11 protein-coding genes are annotated in these 16605 nt (G+C 65.6%); 4 read left to right on the forward strand and 7 right to left on the reverse strand.

Going from position 1 to position 16605, the window contains the following annotated elements; genetic code table 11:
• Positions 1-28 precede the first annotated feature (28 nt).
• Genes AAF184_06420 through AAF184_06435 form a run of 4 tightly spaced genes read right to left on the reverse strand, consistent with a single transcriptional unit; the run spans position 29 to position 5294 of the window.
• On the reverse strand, positions 29-1006 hold the full coding sequence (locus AAF184_06420) for a FecR domain-containing protein (protein MEO0421949.1): 978 nt from the start codon (positions 1004-1006) through the stop codon (positions 29-31).
• Positions 1007-1021: 15 nt separating this feature from the next.
• Complete coding sequence (locus tag AAF184_06425) at positions 1022-1594, reverse strand: sigma-70 family RNA polymerase sigma factor (protein MEO0421950.1); 573 nt, start codon at positions 1592-1594, stop codon at positions 1022-1024.
• Positions 1595-1602: 8 nt separating this feature from the next.
• Positions 1603-3114, reverse strand: coding sequence for a sulfotransferase (locus tag AAF184_06430; protein MEO0421951.1), 1512 nt, complete (start codon positions 3112-3114; stop codon positions 1603-1605).
• A complete protein-coding gene (locus AAF184_06435) occupies positions 3111-5294 on the reverse strand; it encodes a TonB-dependent receptor (GenBank protein ID MEO0421952.1) in 2184 nt (727 codons plus the stop codon). Before AAF184_06435 ends, AAF184_06430 begins: the two co-directional genes overlap by 4 nt.
• 262 nt (positions 5295-5556) lie before the next feature.
• On the opposite strand from AAF184_06435, the gene AAF184_06440 reads away from it, so the two are divergent.
• Genes AAF184_06440 through AAF184_06450 form a run of 3 tightly spaced genes read left to right on the forward strand, consistent with a single transcriptional unit; the run spans position 5557 to position 7906 of the window.
• The gene (locus AAF184_06440; protein ID MEO0421953.1) at positions 5557-5895 is read left to right on the forward strand and encodes a hypothetical protein; all 339 of its coding nucleotides are present in this window, start codon (positions 5557-5559) and stop codon (positions 5893-5895) included.
• Positions 5892-7580, forward strand: coding sequence for a PepSY-associated TM helix domain-containing protein (locus AAF184_06445; protein MEO0421954.1), 1689 nt, complete (start codon positions 5892-5894; stop codon positions 7578-7580). The genes AAF184_06440 and AAF184_06445 overlap by 4 nt, the downstream gene beginning before the upstream one ends.
• Positions 7581-7591: 11 nt before the next feature.
• Positions 7592-7906 carry a DUF3325 domain-containing protein gene (locus AAF184_06450; protein MEO0421955.1) on the forward strand — a complete coding sequence of 105 codons (315 nt, stop codon included), beginning with the start codon at positions 7592-7594 and terminating at the stop codon, positions 7904-7906.
• Between the two features lie 28 nt (positions 7907-7934).
• On the opposite strand, the gene AAF184_06455 is transcribed toward AAF184_06450, so the two are convergent.
• The 3 genes from AAF184_06455 to AAF184_06465 all read right to left on the reverse strand — a co-directional run bounded on the left by AAF184_06455 (position 7935) and on the right by AAF184_06465 (position 14063).
• Positions 7935-9299, reverse strand: a complete 1365-nt coding sequence (locus AAF184_06455) for an alpha/beta hydrolase (GenBank protein MEO0421956.1) — start codon at positions 9297-9299, stop codon at positions 7935-7937.
• Between the two features lie 273 nt (positions 9300-9572).
• On the reverse strand, positions 9573-11750 hold the full coding sequence (locus AAF184_06460; GenBank protein ID MEO0421957.1) for a prolyl oligopeptidase family serine peptidase: 2178 nt from the start codon (positions 11748-11750) through the stop codon (positions 9573-9575).
• A gap of 72 nt (positions 11751-11822) precedes the next feature.
• Entirely contained in the window at positions 11823-14063 is a 2241-nt protein-coding gene (locus AAF184_06465; GenBank protein ID MEO0421958.1) for a TonB-dependent siderophore receptor, read from the reverse strand.
• A gap of 346 nt (positions 14064-14409) precedes the next feature.
• Here AAF184_06465 and AAF184_06470 point away from each other — a divergent pair, with 346 nt between their 5' ends.
• The gene (locus AAF184_06470; GenBank protein ID MEO0421959.1) at positions 14410-16560 is read left to right on the forward strand and encodes a TonB-dependent receptor; all 2151 of its coding nucleotides are present in this window, start codon (positions 14410-14412) and stop codon (positions 16558-16560) included.
• Positions 16561-16605: the final 45 nt, after the last annotated feature.

Here is a 16605-nt window from a genome sequence, read left to right on the forward strand (position 1 = left end):
AGACGCGCGAGCGAGGAATACTGGAACCCTAAAGGGGCACTAATTCGATGTTCCCGGTCGGTCCGCGCCGGACCTCGAGGTCAAAGCTCTCGCTGAGCAGCTGCAGATTCTGCTCCATCTCAGCCAGTCTGAGCGACGCGGTGACCGGCCGATCGGCCTTGCTCGTATCCGCGAGCCGGATGCTTCGGCTGTCGTAGCGATCGAGGGCACGCACTACCTCGCGCAGGGGCGCGCCTTCGAAAGACAAGCGGCCCGAGCGCCACGGGGCAATGCGTTTGGAATCGATCGGCCTTGGCGCCCCTACGCCACCGGCGGTCGACACTCGCACCGCCTGCTGCGCGTCGACCACGCGAGCATCCGAACCTCCCGCGCGGCGCTTTGCGGCTCGTATCGCTACGGTGCCCGACGCCACCAGCACCGACGCACTCCCCTCACGTCGCTCGACCGCAAAGGCGGTGCCCAGCACTTCGATCTCTGCCGGCGCTGCGGCCACCACGAACGGCGTCTCGGGTATGTGGGCAACCTGGAAGAAGGCGTCCCCCTGCACCAAGAAGGCCTGCCGTCGACGCGCGGTCGCGGTGTACTTCAGCTGCGAGGCTCCCCCCAGGGTTACCTGTGATGTATCCGGCAAGGTCACGGTGCGTATCTCGCCAGGAGCAGTGGTGAAAGCAAAGGTTCGCTGAGGCGGCGCGAGGTCCTCGGGCGATCCGGTGAGGAAGATCACAAGGGTCAGCAGCACTGGGGCAGCAGCGGCTATGGCCAGCGAGACACGGCCCCATCGTCGTCCGAAGGGTGCGCCCTGGGCCGCCGCCGACTCGACCTCTTGCTCATCGGCGAGCAATCCCCAAACTGCCTCGGCCCGTTCGTAGGCACTGACGTGACGCGGGTCCTCGCCCAACCAAGCCTCGAACGCCGACCGCTCGCGCGAGGTCGGCGAGTCGTCCATCACCGCGCGCCACAGATGGGCCTGCGTGCGGATCTGCTCATCGTCGCGGTCTGGCTCCATAGCCCATCGTGACGCTCAAAGCGGGCAGTCGGCAAGCATCTTGTCGACCGCGGCAGTCGCTCGGGCCAGATGCTTGCGTACGGCAGCCCGGCTAATGCCCTCGCGGCGTGCGATCTCCGAAATGCTCAGATCCTCGAAGCGGCGCTGCCGGAAGATGCGTCGGGGCTTCGCCGGTAGCCCCTCTATCACCTGCATGGCTCGAGCGAGCAACTGACGACTGCTGACGAGCTGATCGGGTAGCGCCCCCGGTCGCTCGGGAGACTGCACCTGGTGCTGCTGACGTACTTGACCGGCGTGATGTGCCCGCACGCTGATCGCACGCAGCTCTGAGAGCGCCGCATTGGTCGCTGCTCGAAACAGGTAGGCCTTCGGGTCGCGGATCGAAGCGTAGTCGCCGCGCCTGATCAACTGGATGAACGCACGTTGCGCCATGTCCTCGGGCTCCGGCGGGCCGCTACCGAAGCGGGCACGCAGCTGCGCGATCAGCGTCTCCAGATAGCTGGCGTACAGGGCTTCGATACGCAGCGGAGCGAAGGCCGCGTGGCCACGTAGCGCCTCGCCGACGGGGTCATCTGTTCTACTCGCCACCGCGCACCCTAGCCTTCGGCCTGCCCTTCCGCCTCCCGTGCCGCAGCGATCAGCGGCGCTAAGTGCGCCTCGTAGTGCTGCCAGCGCGCCTTCGAGGAGGTGTAGATGGGCTGGCGCACCTGCCAGCGACTCGGCGTCTGCACGGCCCGCGAGCTCTCGTGGAAGGCGAGCACGCTCGGATCCCAAGGCAACCCCAAGAAGTCCAGCAGCTGGCGCGCCTGGCCCTCGGGGTCTTGCACCATCGTCTCGTAGGGCGCCTCGATGATCTGCAGCCGCGTAGCCGCCTCCCAATGCGCCATCAGTCGCCGATAGCCGCGCCAGTAGGTCGCGATATCCTCGAGATCCGTCGACCAGCGCTGGTGTACGTTGAAGTTCTGCGAGTAGATCGAAAAGCCGTTGTCGCGGATGTCCCGCGTGCAGTGGATGATCTTCGCGTGCGGCAAGGCGATCGCCACCAACCCGAGCTGCCAGAAGTTGAGGGGCTGCTTGTCGATGATGCGCACAGCGCCCGGCGGCGCCAAACGCGTCACCTGCGCGGCGTAGTCGTTGCCCAGGGCCCGGGCCTGCGCGTCGGAGAGGTTCGGCGCGTTCTCGGGCCAGGACGGCTCCGGGCGGCCGAGGCGATCTGGTGTGCCCGTCGCGAGGTCCGCAAGCACGCCCAGCTCGCCCGCGCCGAAGCAGGCGGGGTGAGCCCCCAGGATCTGCTCGGTGAGCGTGGTACCCGAGCGCGGCAGGCCGACGATGAACACGGGTGCGGTTGCCGCGTCGCCCCATCCCGCGCGCTCATGGAAGAAGTCGGCGGAGAAGATCTCCGTTAAGCGTTGTACGCGCGCCTCGAAGGCGTCCGGGACGAAGGGCCCCGCAAGGCTGCGGCGGGCCGCGTTCGCGGCGGCGAGAACGGTGAAGGCTTCGTCGTAGCGCTGCAGGCGGTCGAGCGCCTTGCCCAGCCCAAAACCGATAAGCGCTCGGTCGCGGTCCTCGGCAACCGCCATGCGCTGCTCAGCGAGGGCGATCTCATCACTGACATCTACGCTGCGCCCGAGGCCCAACAGATTCGCTAGCGCTTCTGCATGGTCCGGATAGCGTGACAAAACGTCGCGATAGGCGGCGGCGGCCGCCTCGGGATCCCCCTGATCTTCACACAGCTCCCCGAGTCCGAGCCGAGCCGACCGTGAGGAAGGATCGAGGGCCAGCGCCTGATCGTAAGCGCGTCGTGCATCCTCGACCATGCCGAGGCCCTGAAGCGCGCGCGCGAGCCTGGTAAGGGCCACAGCGCTCTGGGGTTCCGCGGCCACCCCCCGCTTGTAGCACTCGAGGCCATCGCGCGGCTGCTGGTTGGCGTCGAGCACTTCGCCGAGGCCGATCCAGGCCGCGGCGGCGTGGGGGTTGAGCTTCAGGGACTGACGAAACGCATCGAGCGCACCGGCGAGGTCACCCGCACGCTGCTTCTCCTTGCCCGCCTCGTACCACCCTCGGCCGGTGGTCGGTGCGGGCGCGGCGGACGCATCAGAATCGCTCAATAAGTCCACCGCACCTGCAACTGGGCGTTCAGGGGCTGGCCAAAGGTGAAGCCACCGCCAGCCCCGAAGCCAAAGCCAAACGCCTGCAGGTACTCGTTGTCCAGGGCGTTGAACACGTTCAGTTGTACATCCCAAGAATCGTTGAATCGGTAGCCTAGCATCAGATCGGCGATGGCATAGCCGTCGACGAAGCCGAGATCGCGGTCCGGATCGAACACCGTCGGCGAGCGCAGGGGCACATCGCCCGTGAAGCGCACGCCGATGGAGCCGCGAAAGCCTGTGCTGAGCGAGTTGTAGTTGATGTACGCGCTGCCGTTGTACTCGGGGATCAGCGACACCTGACCGATGTTGCCGAAGATCTCCTCGGTGATCTCCACGTCGTTGTAGCCGAAGTTCACGCTGAGCGAGATCGTGTCGGTCACGTTGCCGCTGGCGCTGACCTCAAAGCCCGTGCTCTGCTGCTCGCCGGCGGCGACGAAGAAGCCCTCGCCCGGCTCGTTGGTGGGATCGAAGACGGCCAGGTCCTCGCGCGTGATCTCGAACACGGAGGCATCGACAGACAGGCCGCGCGGGCCGCGGTACTTCACGCCTACCTCGTGCGCCCGACCGCGCTCGGGGTTGAGGAAACCCGTGCGCGAGAGTTGAGCCTGGGGCACGAAGGACTCAGCGTAGCTGTAGAAGACGCGCACGGAGTCGGTGATGCTGGCGTTGATGCCCGTTTTGATTGTGGTGTCGCTCTCCGTGCGTACCTCCGGTGTGGCGAGGCGAGAAGTGGCACGCGACTCCTCCACCTCATCCCAACGGAAGCCGAAGGGTACGGTGATGCGCTCGTGGGGCCTCAAGTACACCTCGGCGTAGACGGAGGTCAGCTCGTCCTGATTGTTGAACCCATCGGCGTCTTCGGGCAGCTCGAGGGTGATCGCCGGGCCGATGAAGGTGGAGGGGTCGGTGAGGTCGACGATGCCCAGATCTTCCGTGAGGAAGTTGGTGTTGAAGGATTCACGGTCCGAATAGGTGAAGCCGAGGAGCGCATCGTGCTTCTGGCCAAACAGATCGAAGGAGCCGGCAAGCTGCACGTCCAGGTACACCTGCTCCTCCTCGTTGGCGCGGACGAACCCGTAGCGATTGCCGGTGCGATCGTCGAAGGGGATGCCGTTGAACTGGTAGTCCGGGTTGTAATCGTCGTAGTAGCTATAGCGGTAGAAACCGTTGCCGTAGGCCTGATCGCCCTGGGTATCGAGGTAGCTACCGCGCACCGTGAGCTTGAGGTTGTCGAGGAAGTCGTGCACCACCTGCGCCTCGGCGTACACGTACTCGTTGTTGAGGGTGTTAGTCGCCGAGCCGATGAAGGTGCCGGTGGTGATCTCTTCGGGAACGGTAAGATCGACGTTGAGGGGGAAGTACGGCTCGAAGCCTCCCTCGAGGTCCCGGTAGTACACGGCGGCCTGAACGCTCGTGGCGCTGCCAATGTCCGCCTCGATCACCGGACGGATCGTCCAGGCCTCGCGGCTCACATCGCCGGAGGGGTGGTCCTCGTCCGAGTACGCCGCAGTCAAACGCCCGCGCAACCAGTCCTGGCCAAACAGCGCACCTTCGTTCAAGTCCAGCTCTACGCGGAAGGAGCCGAAGGTGTTGCCGATCATGTCGACCGAGTAGTCATCCTCCAGCTTCGGCGTCTTCAGGACCTGGTTGACGATACCCCCGGGCCCTACGGGGCCGAACACGATGGACGTGGGGCCCTTCAGGACCTCGATCGTCTCCACCGCCGAGCGGTCCAGGCCCGAGCCGCGGAAGATCTGCACCGGGCGGTTGTTGATCAGGTAGTCGGCGAAGAAGCCGCGCACGTTGATGAAGAAGTTGCCGCCGGCGAAGTTGGTGCCGTTGGTCACCACGTTCGGCAGGGTGAGGAAGGTCTCTTCCAAGCGCAGGAAGTTGAGATCCTCGAGGGTCTGCTCGTTCAGCTCATCGAGCGTGGACGCCAGCTCCTCCTCGGGCACGTCCAGGCGGGTGACGAGGGAGTTCTGGAAGCGGGTGCCGATCACCGTAAGCTCTTCGGTAGGTTCCTGTGGGGCCTGGGCGGTGGCCATTTGGGCGGCTAGGGCCGTGGCCACGGCCAGGGACAGGGCGGTTTTGCCCGCCGCTGGACTCGGCGCACTGCGCGGGCTATCAGAGCTGGGCATCGTTCGCCTCAATGCTAAACTCGAATCGAAGTCATTATCATTTACAACTTTTCGACTGGTTGCAAATTGGCGAATGGGAAGCGCCCCCAGCGCGGTGCCTGTGCTGAGCAGTCCCCACAAATGCGAGGGAATCCTCATGACGTCAGGGGGTTGGCTGCAGCTCCTAAGGGCAGGCCAAAGCGTATCTCCTGCGCAAACGCGAATCATTTGCGACCGAGGGCGATTGCCACCAAGATGACGGCAGTGCAGTGCGGTAATGCCGATGGCAAGTAGCGTGAACAGCGAAACGGACACAGAGCGAGAGGGACTTCGCGCCGCCGTGGCGATGGCCACCCGGGTGGTCCTGATCGTCGCGGGCGGCTATGCCCTGACCGGCGGCCTCTCAGCCCTCGGTGGGATCGCCATGCACGCCCTAGGCACGCCCCTGGACGATGCCATGCTGCTCGCATCCATGGTCGGCTTCCTCGTGTACGTCGGCATCGTGATCTGGGGCTTCAGCGCCCCACCGCACTGGCGCCCGTCCCTCGTCATCCTGACCCTCGCAGTGATCACCATGGTCGCTGCCTCAACGCTAGCCCCAAGCGAGGTACTCCCACCGTGAGCAAGCGCCAGCCCGGCTTTCGAGACTCCATGGAGTGGCTCCACACCTGGACCGGTGTGGTGGTCGGCGCCCTGCTGTTCACGATCTTCTGGATGGGCACGCTCTCCGTGTTCGACAAGGAAATCGACCGCTGGATGATGCCACAGATGCGCGGCTCAGCCGCGCCTGTGCCCGCGCCGAGCGCCATCGATGTGGACGGTGCCCTCGAGGCCCTGGCCGCCGTGCCCTCGGAGTTGCCGATCGAGGGCATTTACCTCGCCCTGCCCACAGCACGCACGCCAGTGATGACCGGATACGTCAGCTACGCTGCGGTTCAGGAGGGCGCGGCCGCACAGAGCGACGAGGAAAGCGAGGACGAGGAGCAGTACATCGCCCGCATCATCGAACCGAGCACCGGTGAGTTCCTCGGCGAGCCAGACTCCCACGCGGGCACCGGCTTCTTCTTCCCCTTCCACTTCCGCCTGCACATCCCCGGCAATCTGGGCTATTGGCTGGTCGGCTTCGCCGCCCTCAGCATGCTGACCATGCTGATCTCCGGCGTCATCATCCATCGCAAGATCTTCGTCGACTTCTTCACCTTCCGCCCGCGCAAGCACGTGCGTCGCTCAACGCTCGACCTGCACAACGTCACGGGCGTGCTCCTGCTGCCGTTCACCTTCATGTTCGCCCTCTCAGGACTGATCATCTTCGCCGGCTGGTACGCCTCCTTGCCGTGGCAGTTCGCACGTGACCTTGCCGGCGACGACACGGTCGCCCTGTACGATCACGCCGACCACTACGCCCACTACGAGCAGAAGGCGCTCGGCGAGCCGGGGGAGCTCACCGCGATTGCGCCGCTGATCGCCCAGGCCGAGGCGATTTGGACCGAGCGGTACGGGACATCCGCCCGCGCCGACGGCCTCAACATTCAACACGCGGGCGATGCCAACGCCCTAGTGGCCGTGCGTCGCACCTTCCCCGAAAGGCGTGTGGAGATGGGGCAGGACATCGTCTACTTTCAAGGCGTCACCGGCGAGCAGCTCGCCGACTTCACCCCATCACCTGTCTTCCACGCCAGGCAATGGCTCGAGGGTCTGCACTTCGTGCAATTCCGCCACGTCGCCCTGCGCTGGTTTTACTTCGCCGCCGGGCTCGGCGCCTGCGTGATGATCGGCACCGGCTTTCTGTTCTGGTCGGCATCGCGGCGGGCAACACGCGCCGGCAAGGCCGACCCGGTCAAGGTGCGCGTGGTAGATTCGCTGAGCGTGGGCACCGTAGCCGGGATCATCCTGGCGAGCGCTGCCTATCTGGTCTTCAACCGGCTGCTCGCGATCTTCGGGGGCCCCGAAGGCCACGCCCGCGCCGATTTGGAAGCCCTCGTCTTCTTCATCGTGTGGATAGGCACCTTCGTGCACGCCGCCGTTCGCGGCCGCCCCGCGTGGGGCGAGCAGGCGTGGGTGATCGGCGCCCTCGCCGTTGCTGCGCCCGTGCTGAACTGGCTGACCACCGCAGACAATCCGGTGTCCGCCGCGTTGACCGGCCACTGGGCGATCCTCGCCATGGATCTCGTGCTCATCGCCTTCGGGGCCACCGCCATCGCCACCGCGCGACGCCTCACGCGCCCAGCGGTCTCGACAGGCTCCTCGCGACAGGCACCCGACGCCATACCGGTGCCCGGGGACTCGCCCGGGCTCGCGGCCAAGTAGCGAGACACGCGGTGGAAACCTTGCTGCTAGCGTTAGCCAGCGGGAGCTGCCTGCTGTCGGCGTCCCTGCTCGCCCTCAGTCAGCAGCGCAACTGGCGTGCGGTGACCGCGGCGCCGTACCCGAGCGCGATTCGCTCCACCGCCCGGCCCCTGGCGTATGGGCTGATGGGGCTCGCCCTGATGCTGTGCGTGGCTCGCGACGGCGGCAGTTTCGCCGCCCTGCTGTGGCCCCTACTGCTCGGCGCTGCCGGCCTCGCCGTCACACTGGTCATCGCCTATCGTCCACGTTGGCTGCGTCCGCTGACGTGCCCTTTCGCGCAGCGCTGACATCCCGCGCACGACACCCGTGGCGCACTCACCGCGAGGGCGTATCACTCGCCTCGCGGCGCGGCGCCAGCTCCGCGCCCTCGTAGGCTGCCTCGAAACGGCGATACCTGATCCAGTCGCTCACTAACGGCAGGTATCCAGGCGCATACCCGATCGTTTGGCGCTCACCCTCCTCGTCCTCGGTGAACTCGACGATCCCGTGGTCCGTGTCAGGAAAGAAGGCGACGTCGATCGGGCGGCCCTCGCCCTGCAGCTCCGTGAGGATCACGCGCGTTTGCGCGGACGGTGCCGACCGGTCTTTCCCTGCCAACACCCAGAGCATGGGGGCATCAATCGAGCGCAGCGCGGGCACGGGCTCGTACTCCCAGCTCGTGTCCTTGCTGAGAAAGAAGTAGCCGATGCGAAACTGCCACAGAGGTCGGATCACCATATCCCATGAGACCCCACCCTCGATGTAGGCAAACCAGTCCTCGTCCTCGTAGGCGTTGCGCACGCGCACGAGATCCTCCTTGCCATCCTGGAAGTCCGAGGCCAGGAGGCGACCGGTGATGTCCGTCACCTCTCGCGCCTTCGCCAGCGCCTCTTCACCGTAACCCGCCTCACGCAGGCGAAGCTGCACTTCGTCTCGGTCCTCCGCCAGGGGTCCTTCCGCCATGCCGTAGCTGGCGATCACGAAATCCCCCTCACTCAGCGTGGCCGCCAGCGGCGCCACCCAACCGCCCTGGCTTCCACCGAAGTAGCCGCTCGACGCCACCCGATCACCTGCCATTTCAAGAGCCGTGCGGTGCGCGGCGGCGGCATCGCCGGCAAGGAGATAAAAGTCCTGGGTGTACTCACCGGTGGATCCCCCGGTGCCACGCTTGTCGTAGACGAACACACCGATGCCCTGGGCGGGCAGCATGCGCTGGTGGAAGTAGTAGTCGAGGGCACTGTAGTCCTCGGAGCCGTGCACCAGGACGACCACAGGTACGCGTCCATCACCTTTCGGAAGTACTAGGCGGCCGGCAAGCTCTTCGCCAGCGCCCTGGAAGCGGATGTCCACGGCGTCGACCGCCACTCGCTCACCCTGACCATCGATTCCGGAGATGCCCTCGACACGGATCAGCGCGTCGCTGCACTCACCGAGGTGGATGCGGGCCGGGTGAGGCTGCGTCGTCCATCCTGCCGTGCCCGTCCACACGCCCGCCTCGTCCGCCAAGGCAACGCGACCGACACGGCCGTCGAGGGTGCGCCAACGCAGGTGATCGGCGCTGGACAGACCGATATCGATGAGCGCACCGGACGCCATTCGATACGTGCCCAACTGACAGCGAAGATTCTCGCTGATCGGCTCAGGCTGATCAGCGCAGGCAGCGAGTAAGAGGAAGCTGAGTAGTACGGCGGGTGAGCGCACGGCGGGTCCTTTGCACAGTGTTGCGACTGGATTCTCTCACCCAGCGCTCGAACGTTCGACAACAAGCCTGCTCTGCGCCGCGCAGCACGCAAGGGCCGGTGGCGCCGTTTCTTCCCGCAACTCGGCAATCCACGCGTTACATAGCACTCCTCGGGGGTCGGGGTCACGCTCAACGTAACGGACGCGCCCGTCTGCAGCTCGATGCGGTCGGTGAGCACCTGGATGTTGACCACCAGACGTACGCGGGCCGAGCACGAATCCGCTGGGTAACCACTACGGTCGATCTTGCACGCCGCCCAACTCCCGTTGGAAGAACCGCACCATCGAGGCAATCGCGTAGGCGTAGCGGTCGCCGCGCCCCTCGTGCGCATGGTTGGTGCCCGGGAACAACACCAGATCGTAGGGCTTCCCCTGCTCGGCTAGCGCATCCAGCAATCGAAGCGTATTGCTGATCGGCACATTGACATCACTCGTACCGGCGATGAGCTGCAGTGACGACTGCCACCCGTCCATGCGCTCGCTGAGTTCCCCCCGCGCGTAGGCTTGCGGGTTCTCCGCTGGCGCTCCGAGCACAAACTCGATGAAGGCAGTGTGGTCCGTGAAGCTTGTCTGCGGCACGCTGGCCGAGACGGCGTGATAGGCGTTCGGCGCCTCGATGCCGGCGAGCAGCGCCGAGAAGCCACCCCAGGAGTTGCCAGCGATGCCGAGGCGTGACAGGTCCATCCACGGGCGCTCCACCGCCAGTGCTTGCAAGGTCGATAGGTGCTCCGGCACCTGCCCCTCGGGCCAGCGCCCGTAGGTGGCTTGGCGGATCGCCCTGCCTCGCCCAGGCGTGCCGGCGCCGTCGATGGTCACCACGACGAAGCCTGCGCGCACGAGCATGCCGATGACGCTCGTGTAGTCAGACCCACTCCCGTGTTCGCCGAATCCGTAGTAGCCGAGCGGCGTCGCCAGCAGGGAAGGCGCGCCGTAGACACGCTCGATCACCGGGTAGCGACGCTCGGGATCGAAGTCCGGGGGGCGGAAGATCATCCCGGTCACGCTGTGCGGCCCCAGTGAGCCGGCGATGGTGAACGGCTCCGGTGAGGGCCAAGTACTGCGTGCCGCGGGGACGGCCGCCTTGAAGGGAGTGCTCAGCACCGCCCCGTCCCGCAAGCGTCGTAGGCGCAGGGTGGGCGGTTCGTCGAAGGCAGAATGCAGATCGAGGAAGCGATCCTGGTCGATCTCCACTTTGATGGAATGCACGCCATGTCGGCTCGTGAGGAAGCGTTGCTCATGCGCCCCCTCGGCTCGCTGCGTCACTCGCAGCAGCTGTCGATCGAGGGGCCGTGCCGCCGTGCCGGCGGTGAAGTAGAAGCGATCCGTCGCTTCATCGTGGGCGATGAAATCACCCACGTCGAACGCTCCCGTCGTCAGCCGTGTGGGCGCTCCACCCTCGCGGTCGATCAGGTAGTAGTGGAAGTAACCCGTGTGATCAGAGCGCCAAAGCACCTCATCGCCGCCGTTGAGGTAGCGCGTCGTTCGCGGGCCACCGGGCCACTTCACGGCGCGCGCGCTGCGCTGTATGTGCAGGATGGACACGCCGCCGTCGGCCACCGTGATCTCACTGAGCACGTACTCGCGCAGATCGCGTGCCACATCGACGACGAGGAAGCGCTCGCCGTCGGCGGCCCACTCGATAAAAAAGCGGTAGCGATCGCCTGGCGGTGGCGGCACCGTGAGCGCTACATCGGCCTTGTCGGCGTCCACCACCACGAGCGTGGTGCGTGGCAGGGGTTGATCGACGCGCCCCCAGTAGCGGAACTCGGTGAGCTCGTGCGCGAAGGGATCCAGCGCGCGCATCGGGACTATCCCGGTGCTGTCGTGGCGACGGCCGACGAAGTAACGGCCCGTAGGCGAGAAGATGCTCGCGGAAGCCTCCCAGATGTCGCTGCCCAAGAAATAAGGGGCAGGCGAAGTGCCGTCGTCGGTGATAGCGGTAGCGTTGGCGTCCCCCACCTTGCGCAGGGCGAGGTCCGGGCCGAGCAGCGAGGCGAAGTAGCGACCGTTCGGCGCCAGTCGCTCTCGACGATCCCACCCCCACATGGGGAACATCTTGCGCACCGTCCTGGGCGACGCAGGCCGCGTCGACGCCAGCTCGACGAGGGTGCCGTCGCGCACTCGCCACTGACGCCCACCGGGCTTCGCGCCGTAGAACTCGCAGGGACGATCCCCCGCCACGAGGGCTTGCGGATCTGCGTGCGTCGATGGCGCGCCGTCCTCACTGCGAAAGACACGGAACCCGACGCACACGCGGGTGCCGTCTGCACTGAATCCCCAGCCTGGCGCGGGGACGGCGAGGCCCTCGTGGAGGGCCTCGATTTGCTCACGCACGTCGACGAGATCGTAGGCACGCTCGGCTGCCGCCGCCAATCCGTGCAGAGCGATCCCCGTGATCGCCGTGACGATCATTTTCGCTCGGTTACACAACATCGCACCCTGGGCACAGGAGCACCGCACCGCACCCGTGACCTGCGACCTTGCCTAGCGCCCGCCGAAGGTCATGTTGAGGGTACCGAGCACCACCAGCGGCTCGCCGAAGTTGAAGCCGCCGTTGGGCCGGCCGCTGTTGCCCACGGACTCGAGGTACGACTCGTCCAGCAGGTTGTTCACGTTCACCTGCAGCCGGTAACGCTCGTTGAAGCGATAGGAGGCGAAGAAGTCGACCAAGGTGTAGCCGTCGTAGGTCAGGCCGCTGCCGGTGGAGCCCGGGCGATCATCCAGGAAGCGCACGCCGCCGCCGATCTGCAGTCCGCTGAGGTTCGGCTGCTGGAACCGGTACGACGTATACGCGCTGAAGGTGTTGTCCGGCGCCACGCTGGGGCGAAGGCCCTCCAGCCCGTCGAGATTCTCGGTGAACTCCGCATCCAGGTAGCCGTAGCTCAGATCGATGTCCCAGCCGGGCGCGATCTGGCCATTCAGCGCGAGTTCGAAGCCCCGATGACGCTGCTCGCCCACGGCCACCACGAAGAAATCGCCGACGCCGTTGTTCGGATCGCTGTTGGCGACGTCCTGGCGCACGGTGTTGAAGGCGGCGGCGCGCAGGCGCAGACGCCCGTTCAGGAAGCTCGTCTTGGTGCCGACCTCGTAGCTGACGGCCGTCTCCGGCCCTACCGGGTTACCCGAGCGCAAGACCCCGCTCTGGGGGATGAAGGACTGGGCGAAGCTCGCGTAGACGTTGGCGTTCTCCGTCACCGAGTAGGTGGCGCCGATGCGGAACGAGACGTCGTCGTCTTCCTCGACCGTCTCTTGGACGAAGTCGTCCTCAGCCAGATCGTCGCCGCCGGACGTCGGGTCGCGCAGGGTGTTCTCGAGGTCGTCGAAGCGCACGCCTACAGGGATCGTCAGGCGTGGCGTGGGACGGAAGATCACTTCCGCGTACAAGGACGCCAGCTCCGTGGTGAAGTCGAAGAACGGCGTCGGCTCTACCGTGTTCACCGGCACGGGCACGGTGTCGAAGTCGGGGTCGGTGATGTCGACGACGGCGTTGAAGCCGTCAAAGCCGAAGGTGGAGAGTCCGTTGGTCTCCTGCAGCGTGCCGCCGAACACGAAGTCGATCTCGGCGCTGCCGATCGATGTGGACCAGGCGAGCTGTGCATCGAAGTAGGTGACTTCCTCATCGAAGGAGCCGGTCGAGGAGTAGAAGTTGCCAACCGGGTTGCTCGGGGCTATGCCGGGCAGCCCTTCGTCGAAGTTGTAGTTGTAGAGGCCCTGGGAGTTCTGATAATCGGGATTCGTGTCCTGGTAACTACCGCGCACGGTGAGCTTCAAGTTGTCCAGGAACTCGTGCTGCACCTCACCGTCGACCAGGATGTCTTCGCCCTGCCCGCCCACGTTGTCCGGCGGACCGAAGAACACGTCGTTCTCGAAGGCCTCGGGTATCGAGCCGTCCTGGAAGATGGGGAAGTCCAGATCCGGCACCGTGTCCAGATCGCGGTAGGCCACGCTGAAGTTGGAGCGCGTGCGCGGCGAGAAGTCGATCTCCACCACCGGGCGCACGGCGAAGGTCTCACGGGCGGCGTTGTCGGCGGCGAACTGCGCATCTTCGTAGGCCATGGTGAGGCGCCCACGCACGGCGTCCGAGCCGAACAGCGCGCCCCCGTTCGCATCGATCATCCCGCGGATCGTGCCGAAGCTGCCGCCGCGCAGCTCGACGTCGACGAAAGGATCGAGTTCGGGCAGCTTGGTCACCGTGTTGATGATGCCGCCGGGCAGCACCGGTCCGAGGCTGATCGACGCGGGCCCCTTCAACACTTCGTAGCGCTCGACGAAGGCGTTGTCGCGGCGACCGAAGCCACGGCTGCTCGTCTCAGGACGGTTGTTCACGAGGATCGAGGCATCGAAGCCGCGGACCAGGAAGTTCAGGCCACCCGAGCTGAACTGGTCGCCGCTGATCACCACGTTGGGGATCGTCTGCAGGGCCTCCAGAGGACGCACGAAGCCTCGCTCGTCGAGGAAGCTGCGATCGATCACGTCCAGCGAATACGGCAGCTCCTCGATGGTGATCGGCAAGCGGTTGACCAGGGAGTTCTGGAAGCGCCCGGTGACGATGATCTCCTCATCGACCGAGCCGTCCTCGCTTTCCTGAGCGACCACCATCAGGGTGGAACTGGCGTACGCGGCAATCGCAAGGGCCGTGCATCGGCCGAGGGAGTAGCGCGCTTGCGGGCGGCGTCTGGTCGTGGCAGCGGATTCGGAGGGGCGCGCGGAGGTCGTCAGGTCCATCAAGGTCACTCTCAGTGCGATTACGAATGCGAATGATGTGCATTCGCAAAACTTCTGTTGAATATGGCCAAAGCGCCTTCCGAGATATCTCAGTGGCTTAGCGGCACGCGCTTACCTCGGAGTGGATGCCCAGGCCGCGGCCGCTAAGCCCATGTCCCTATCGCGCGTGCCATCACCGAACCGCCCAAACCCATTCCCGCTGACCGCAGTCGGTCGCTCGGCACCCGCGGCCAGCACCATTGATAATGCGTCGCATTTACATTACCGTCGCGACCTACTGCGAACGCGATTACCCGAGTGGCGGCGCGTTCTTCGATCCCCTGAACCCTAGCGGTGCCTCTGACCTATGAAAGAATTCGACCCCCTCTGGCGCAAAACCACCCTTGCCCTGGCCGTTTCCGCTGCCCTGCAGGCAAACGCCCAAGAGGGCGCTGCGGCGCCAGCGCCAGCATCCGCTACGGAAGACGCTGAACTGGAGGAGGTAGTCGTCGTTGGTGAGTTCCAGCAGTCGCTGGTCAACCGCATTCCGATCGCGCCGAGCGAGCTTCCCTTCACCTTGAACATCGTCGATCGCGAATTCCTCGATGCGCGCAACTTGACCCGCCCCATCGAAGCGCTCACCACCCTGCCCAACATCACGCGCACGGAGGATCGCCTCGGCACAGGCACCGCCAACTTCCTCTCCCGCGGCTTCGAGGCACCTATCCTGGTGGATAACCGGGTACAGAATAACTTCCGCGGCTCCGGCGCTCGCGACGACGCCTTCGTCGAGCGCTACGAAGTGCTGAAGGGCCCTGCGTCTATCTCCTTCGGGCCGATCGGCGCGGGCGGCGTGATCAACACGGTCACCAAATCGCCGGAGCAGGAGCGCTTCTACGACATGGAGCTGCGCGCCGATCACTTCGGCAGCGTCGGTGTCGAGTTCGATGCGAACTTCGGCCAGACCTTCAGCGAGAGCCTCATGGTGCGTGTGAGCGGCGCCTACCGTGACTTCGAGTTCGACGCCAACGAGACCGAGCGTGAGACCCTCGCGATACGCCCGGTGGTCATCGTGAACCTGGGAGAGGCCACCTCCGCCAAAGCGAGTGTGTCCTACACCGAGAGCACGGTGAACCCGAACTTCGGCTTCCCCCTGCTCTCCACTGGCGAGATCCCAGCGCAGATCGACACGGACACCTTCACCAGCTTTGCCAACGGCGAAGGCGTGGCGCGCGATGTCTACTACGACGCCGAATTTACCCACGCGTTTCTCGACCGCGTGAAGCTCACGCTGCGCGGCTCGCGCCAGGAGACGGACTTCGACTACAGCAACACGCTCGGCCTGTACAACTACAACTACGCCGACGGCGGGCCCGGCATCGGCCTCGACGATCCTTACGTCTACTCCTACACCGGCGGCGGCATCACCGATTCCGATGCCACCTTCGCCGACGCCCAGCTCGCGTACCGCGCGCAGCTCTGGGGCCAGAGCCAAGACTTCGTCATCGGCTTTGCCTACGACGAGCGCTCCTTCCAGCGCTTCTTCAGCGGCTTCCCCGGCGTCGGGCCCTTCCGCCTGGACGAACTGGACGTCCCTCGCTTCGGCCCTGACGACATCGGGCCCCTCTCGCCCTTCACACTCTTCGATCAGGAGCTGCACTCGGTATTTGCCGAGGCGGCCATCCGGCCCAACGGCTACCTGACGTTCATCGGCGGTGTGCGCTACGACGACCTGGACCAGATGACCGTGAACTTCCGCCGCGGCGCAGCCATCGAATCGCCCTTCGATGACAGCGAGATCACAGCGCGCCTGGGCGCCACCGCGGGCGTCACCGACAACCTCAACCTCTACGCGAGCTTCGCCCAAGCCTTCGAGCCGCAGTTCGGCGTGCGGCGCGACTCGGGCACCGTTGGCCCCGAACTCTCGAACGGTTTCGAGGTGGGCGCGAAGGGCGCGCTCTTCGACCGGCGCTTCACCTTTGACGCGGGGCTGTTCTACACGCTGCGCGAAGACGTAGCGGTCACCGACCCGAACAACGATGTGGGTGAGTTCTTCGTCGTCACCGTGGGCGAGCTGCGGGTACAAGGGATGGAATTCACGGGCAACGTGAGCCTCGCCCGGGGCTTGAGTCTGAATCTCAACTTCGGCTACACGGACATCGACATCACCGAGCCGGGCGCCGATGAGGTGCAGGCGGCCGTGTTCCCCGAAGTGACCGGGAGCGCCTATCTGCGCTACGAGGTGCCAACGGGCGCCCTGGCAGGCCTGGCATTCGGCGGCGGCCTTCGCTACGTCGGGGAGCGTGAGGGCCCGGTGGTCGACTTCGAGAGTTACACGGTGACGGACGTGAACCTCTCCTATGCGATAGGTGAGAACCTCATCCTCGCCTTCGATGTGCTCAACGTGACCGACGAACGCTACCTTGAGAACACCGCGAGCTTCGCCCAGAACCTGACGGCGGGCTCGGTACTCGGCCCGCCGCGCACGGCGGTACTGACCCTTCGTTCGTCGTTCTAGACGGTTGGCGTGGCGGCTGCATCTGGACGATCACGCAACCGACGC

This window comes from Pseudomonadota bacterium, from assembly GCA_039815145.1.
Taxonomy (GTDB): domain Bacteria; phylum Pseudomonadota; class Gammaproteobacteria; order Steroidobacterales; family JBCBZW01; genus JBCBZW01.

What these genes read in the sequence shown, in the direction of transcription:
- AAF184_06420 (MEO0421949.1), bottom strand. Translation starts at nt 1,006, where the DNA reads ATGGAGCCAGACCGCGACGATGAGCAGATCCGCACGCAGGCCCATCTG.
- AAF184_06435 (MEO0421952.1), bottom strand. Translation starts at nt 5,294, where the DNA reads ATGCCCAGCTCTGATAGCCCGCGCAGTGCGCCGAGTCCAGCGGCGGGC.
- AAF184_06440 (MEO0421953.1), top strand. Translation starts at nt 5,557, where the DNA reads ATGGCAAGTAGCGTGAACAGCGAAACGGACACAGAGCGAGAGGGACTT.
- AAF184_06460 (MEO0421957.1), bottom strand. Translation starts at nt 11,750, where the DNA reads ATGATCGTCACGGCGATCACGGGGATCGCTCTGCACGGATTGGCGGCG.
- AAF184_06465 (MEO0421958.1), bottom strand. Translation starts at nt 14,063, where the DNA reads ATGGACCTGACGACCTCCGCGCGCCCCTCCGAATCCGCTGCCACGACC.
- AAF184_06470 (MEO0421959.1), top strand. Translation starts at nt 14,410, where the DNA reads ATGAAAGAATTCGACCCCCTCTGGCGCAAAACCACCCTTGCCCTGGCC.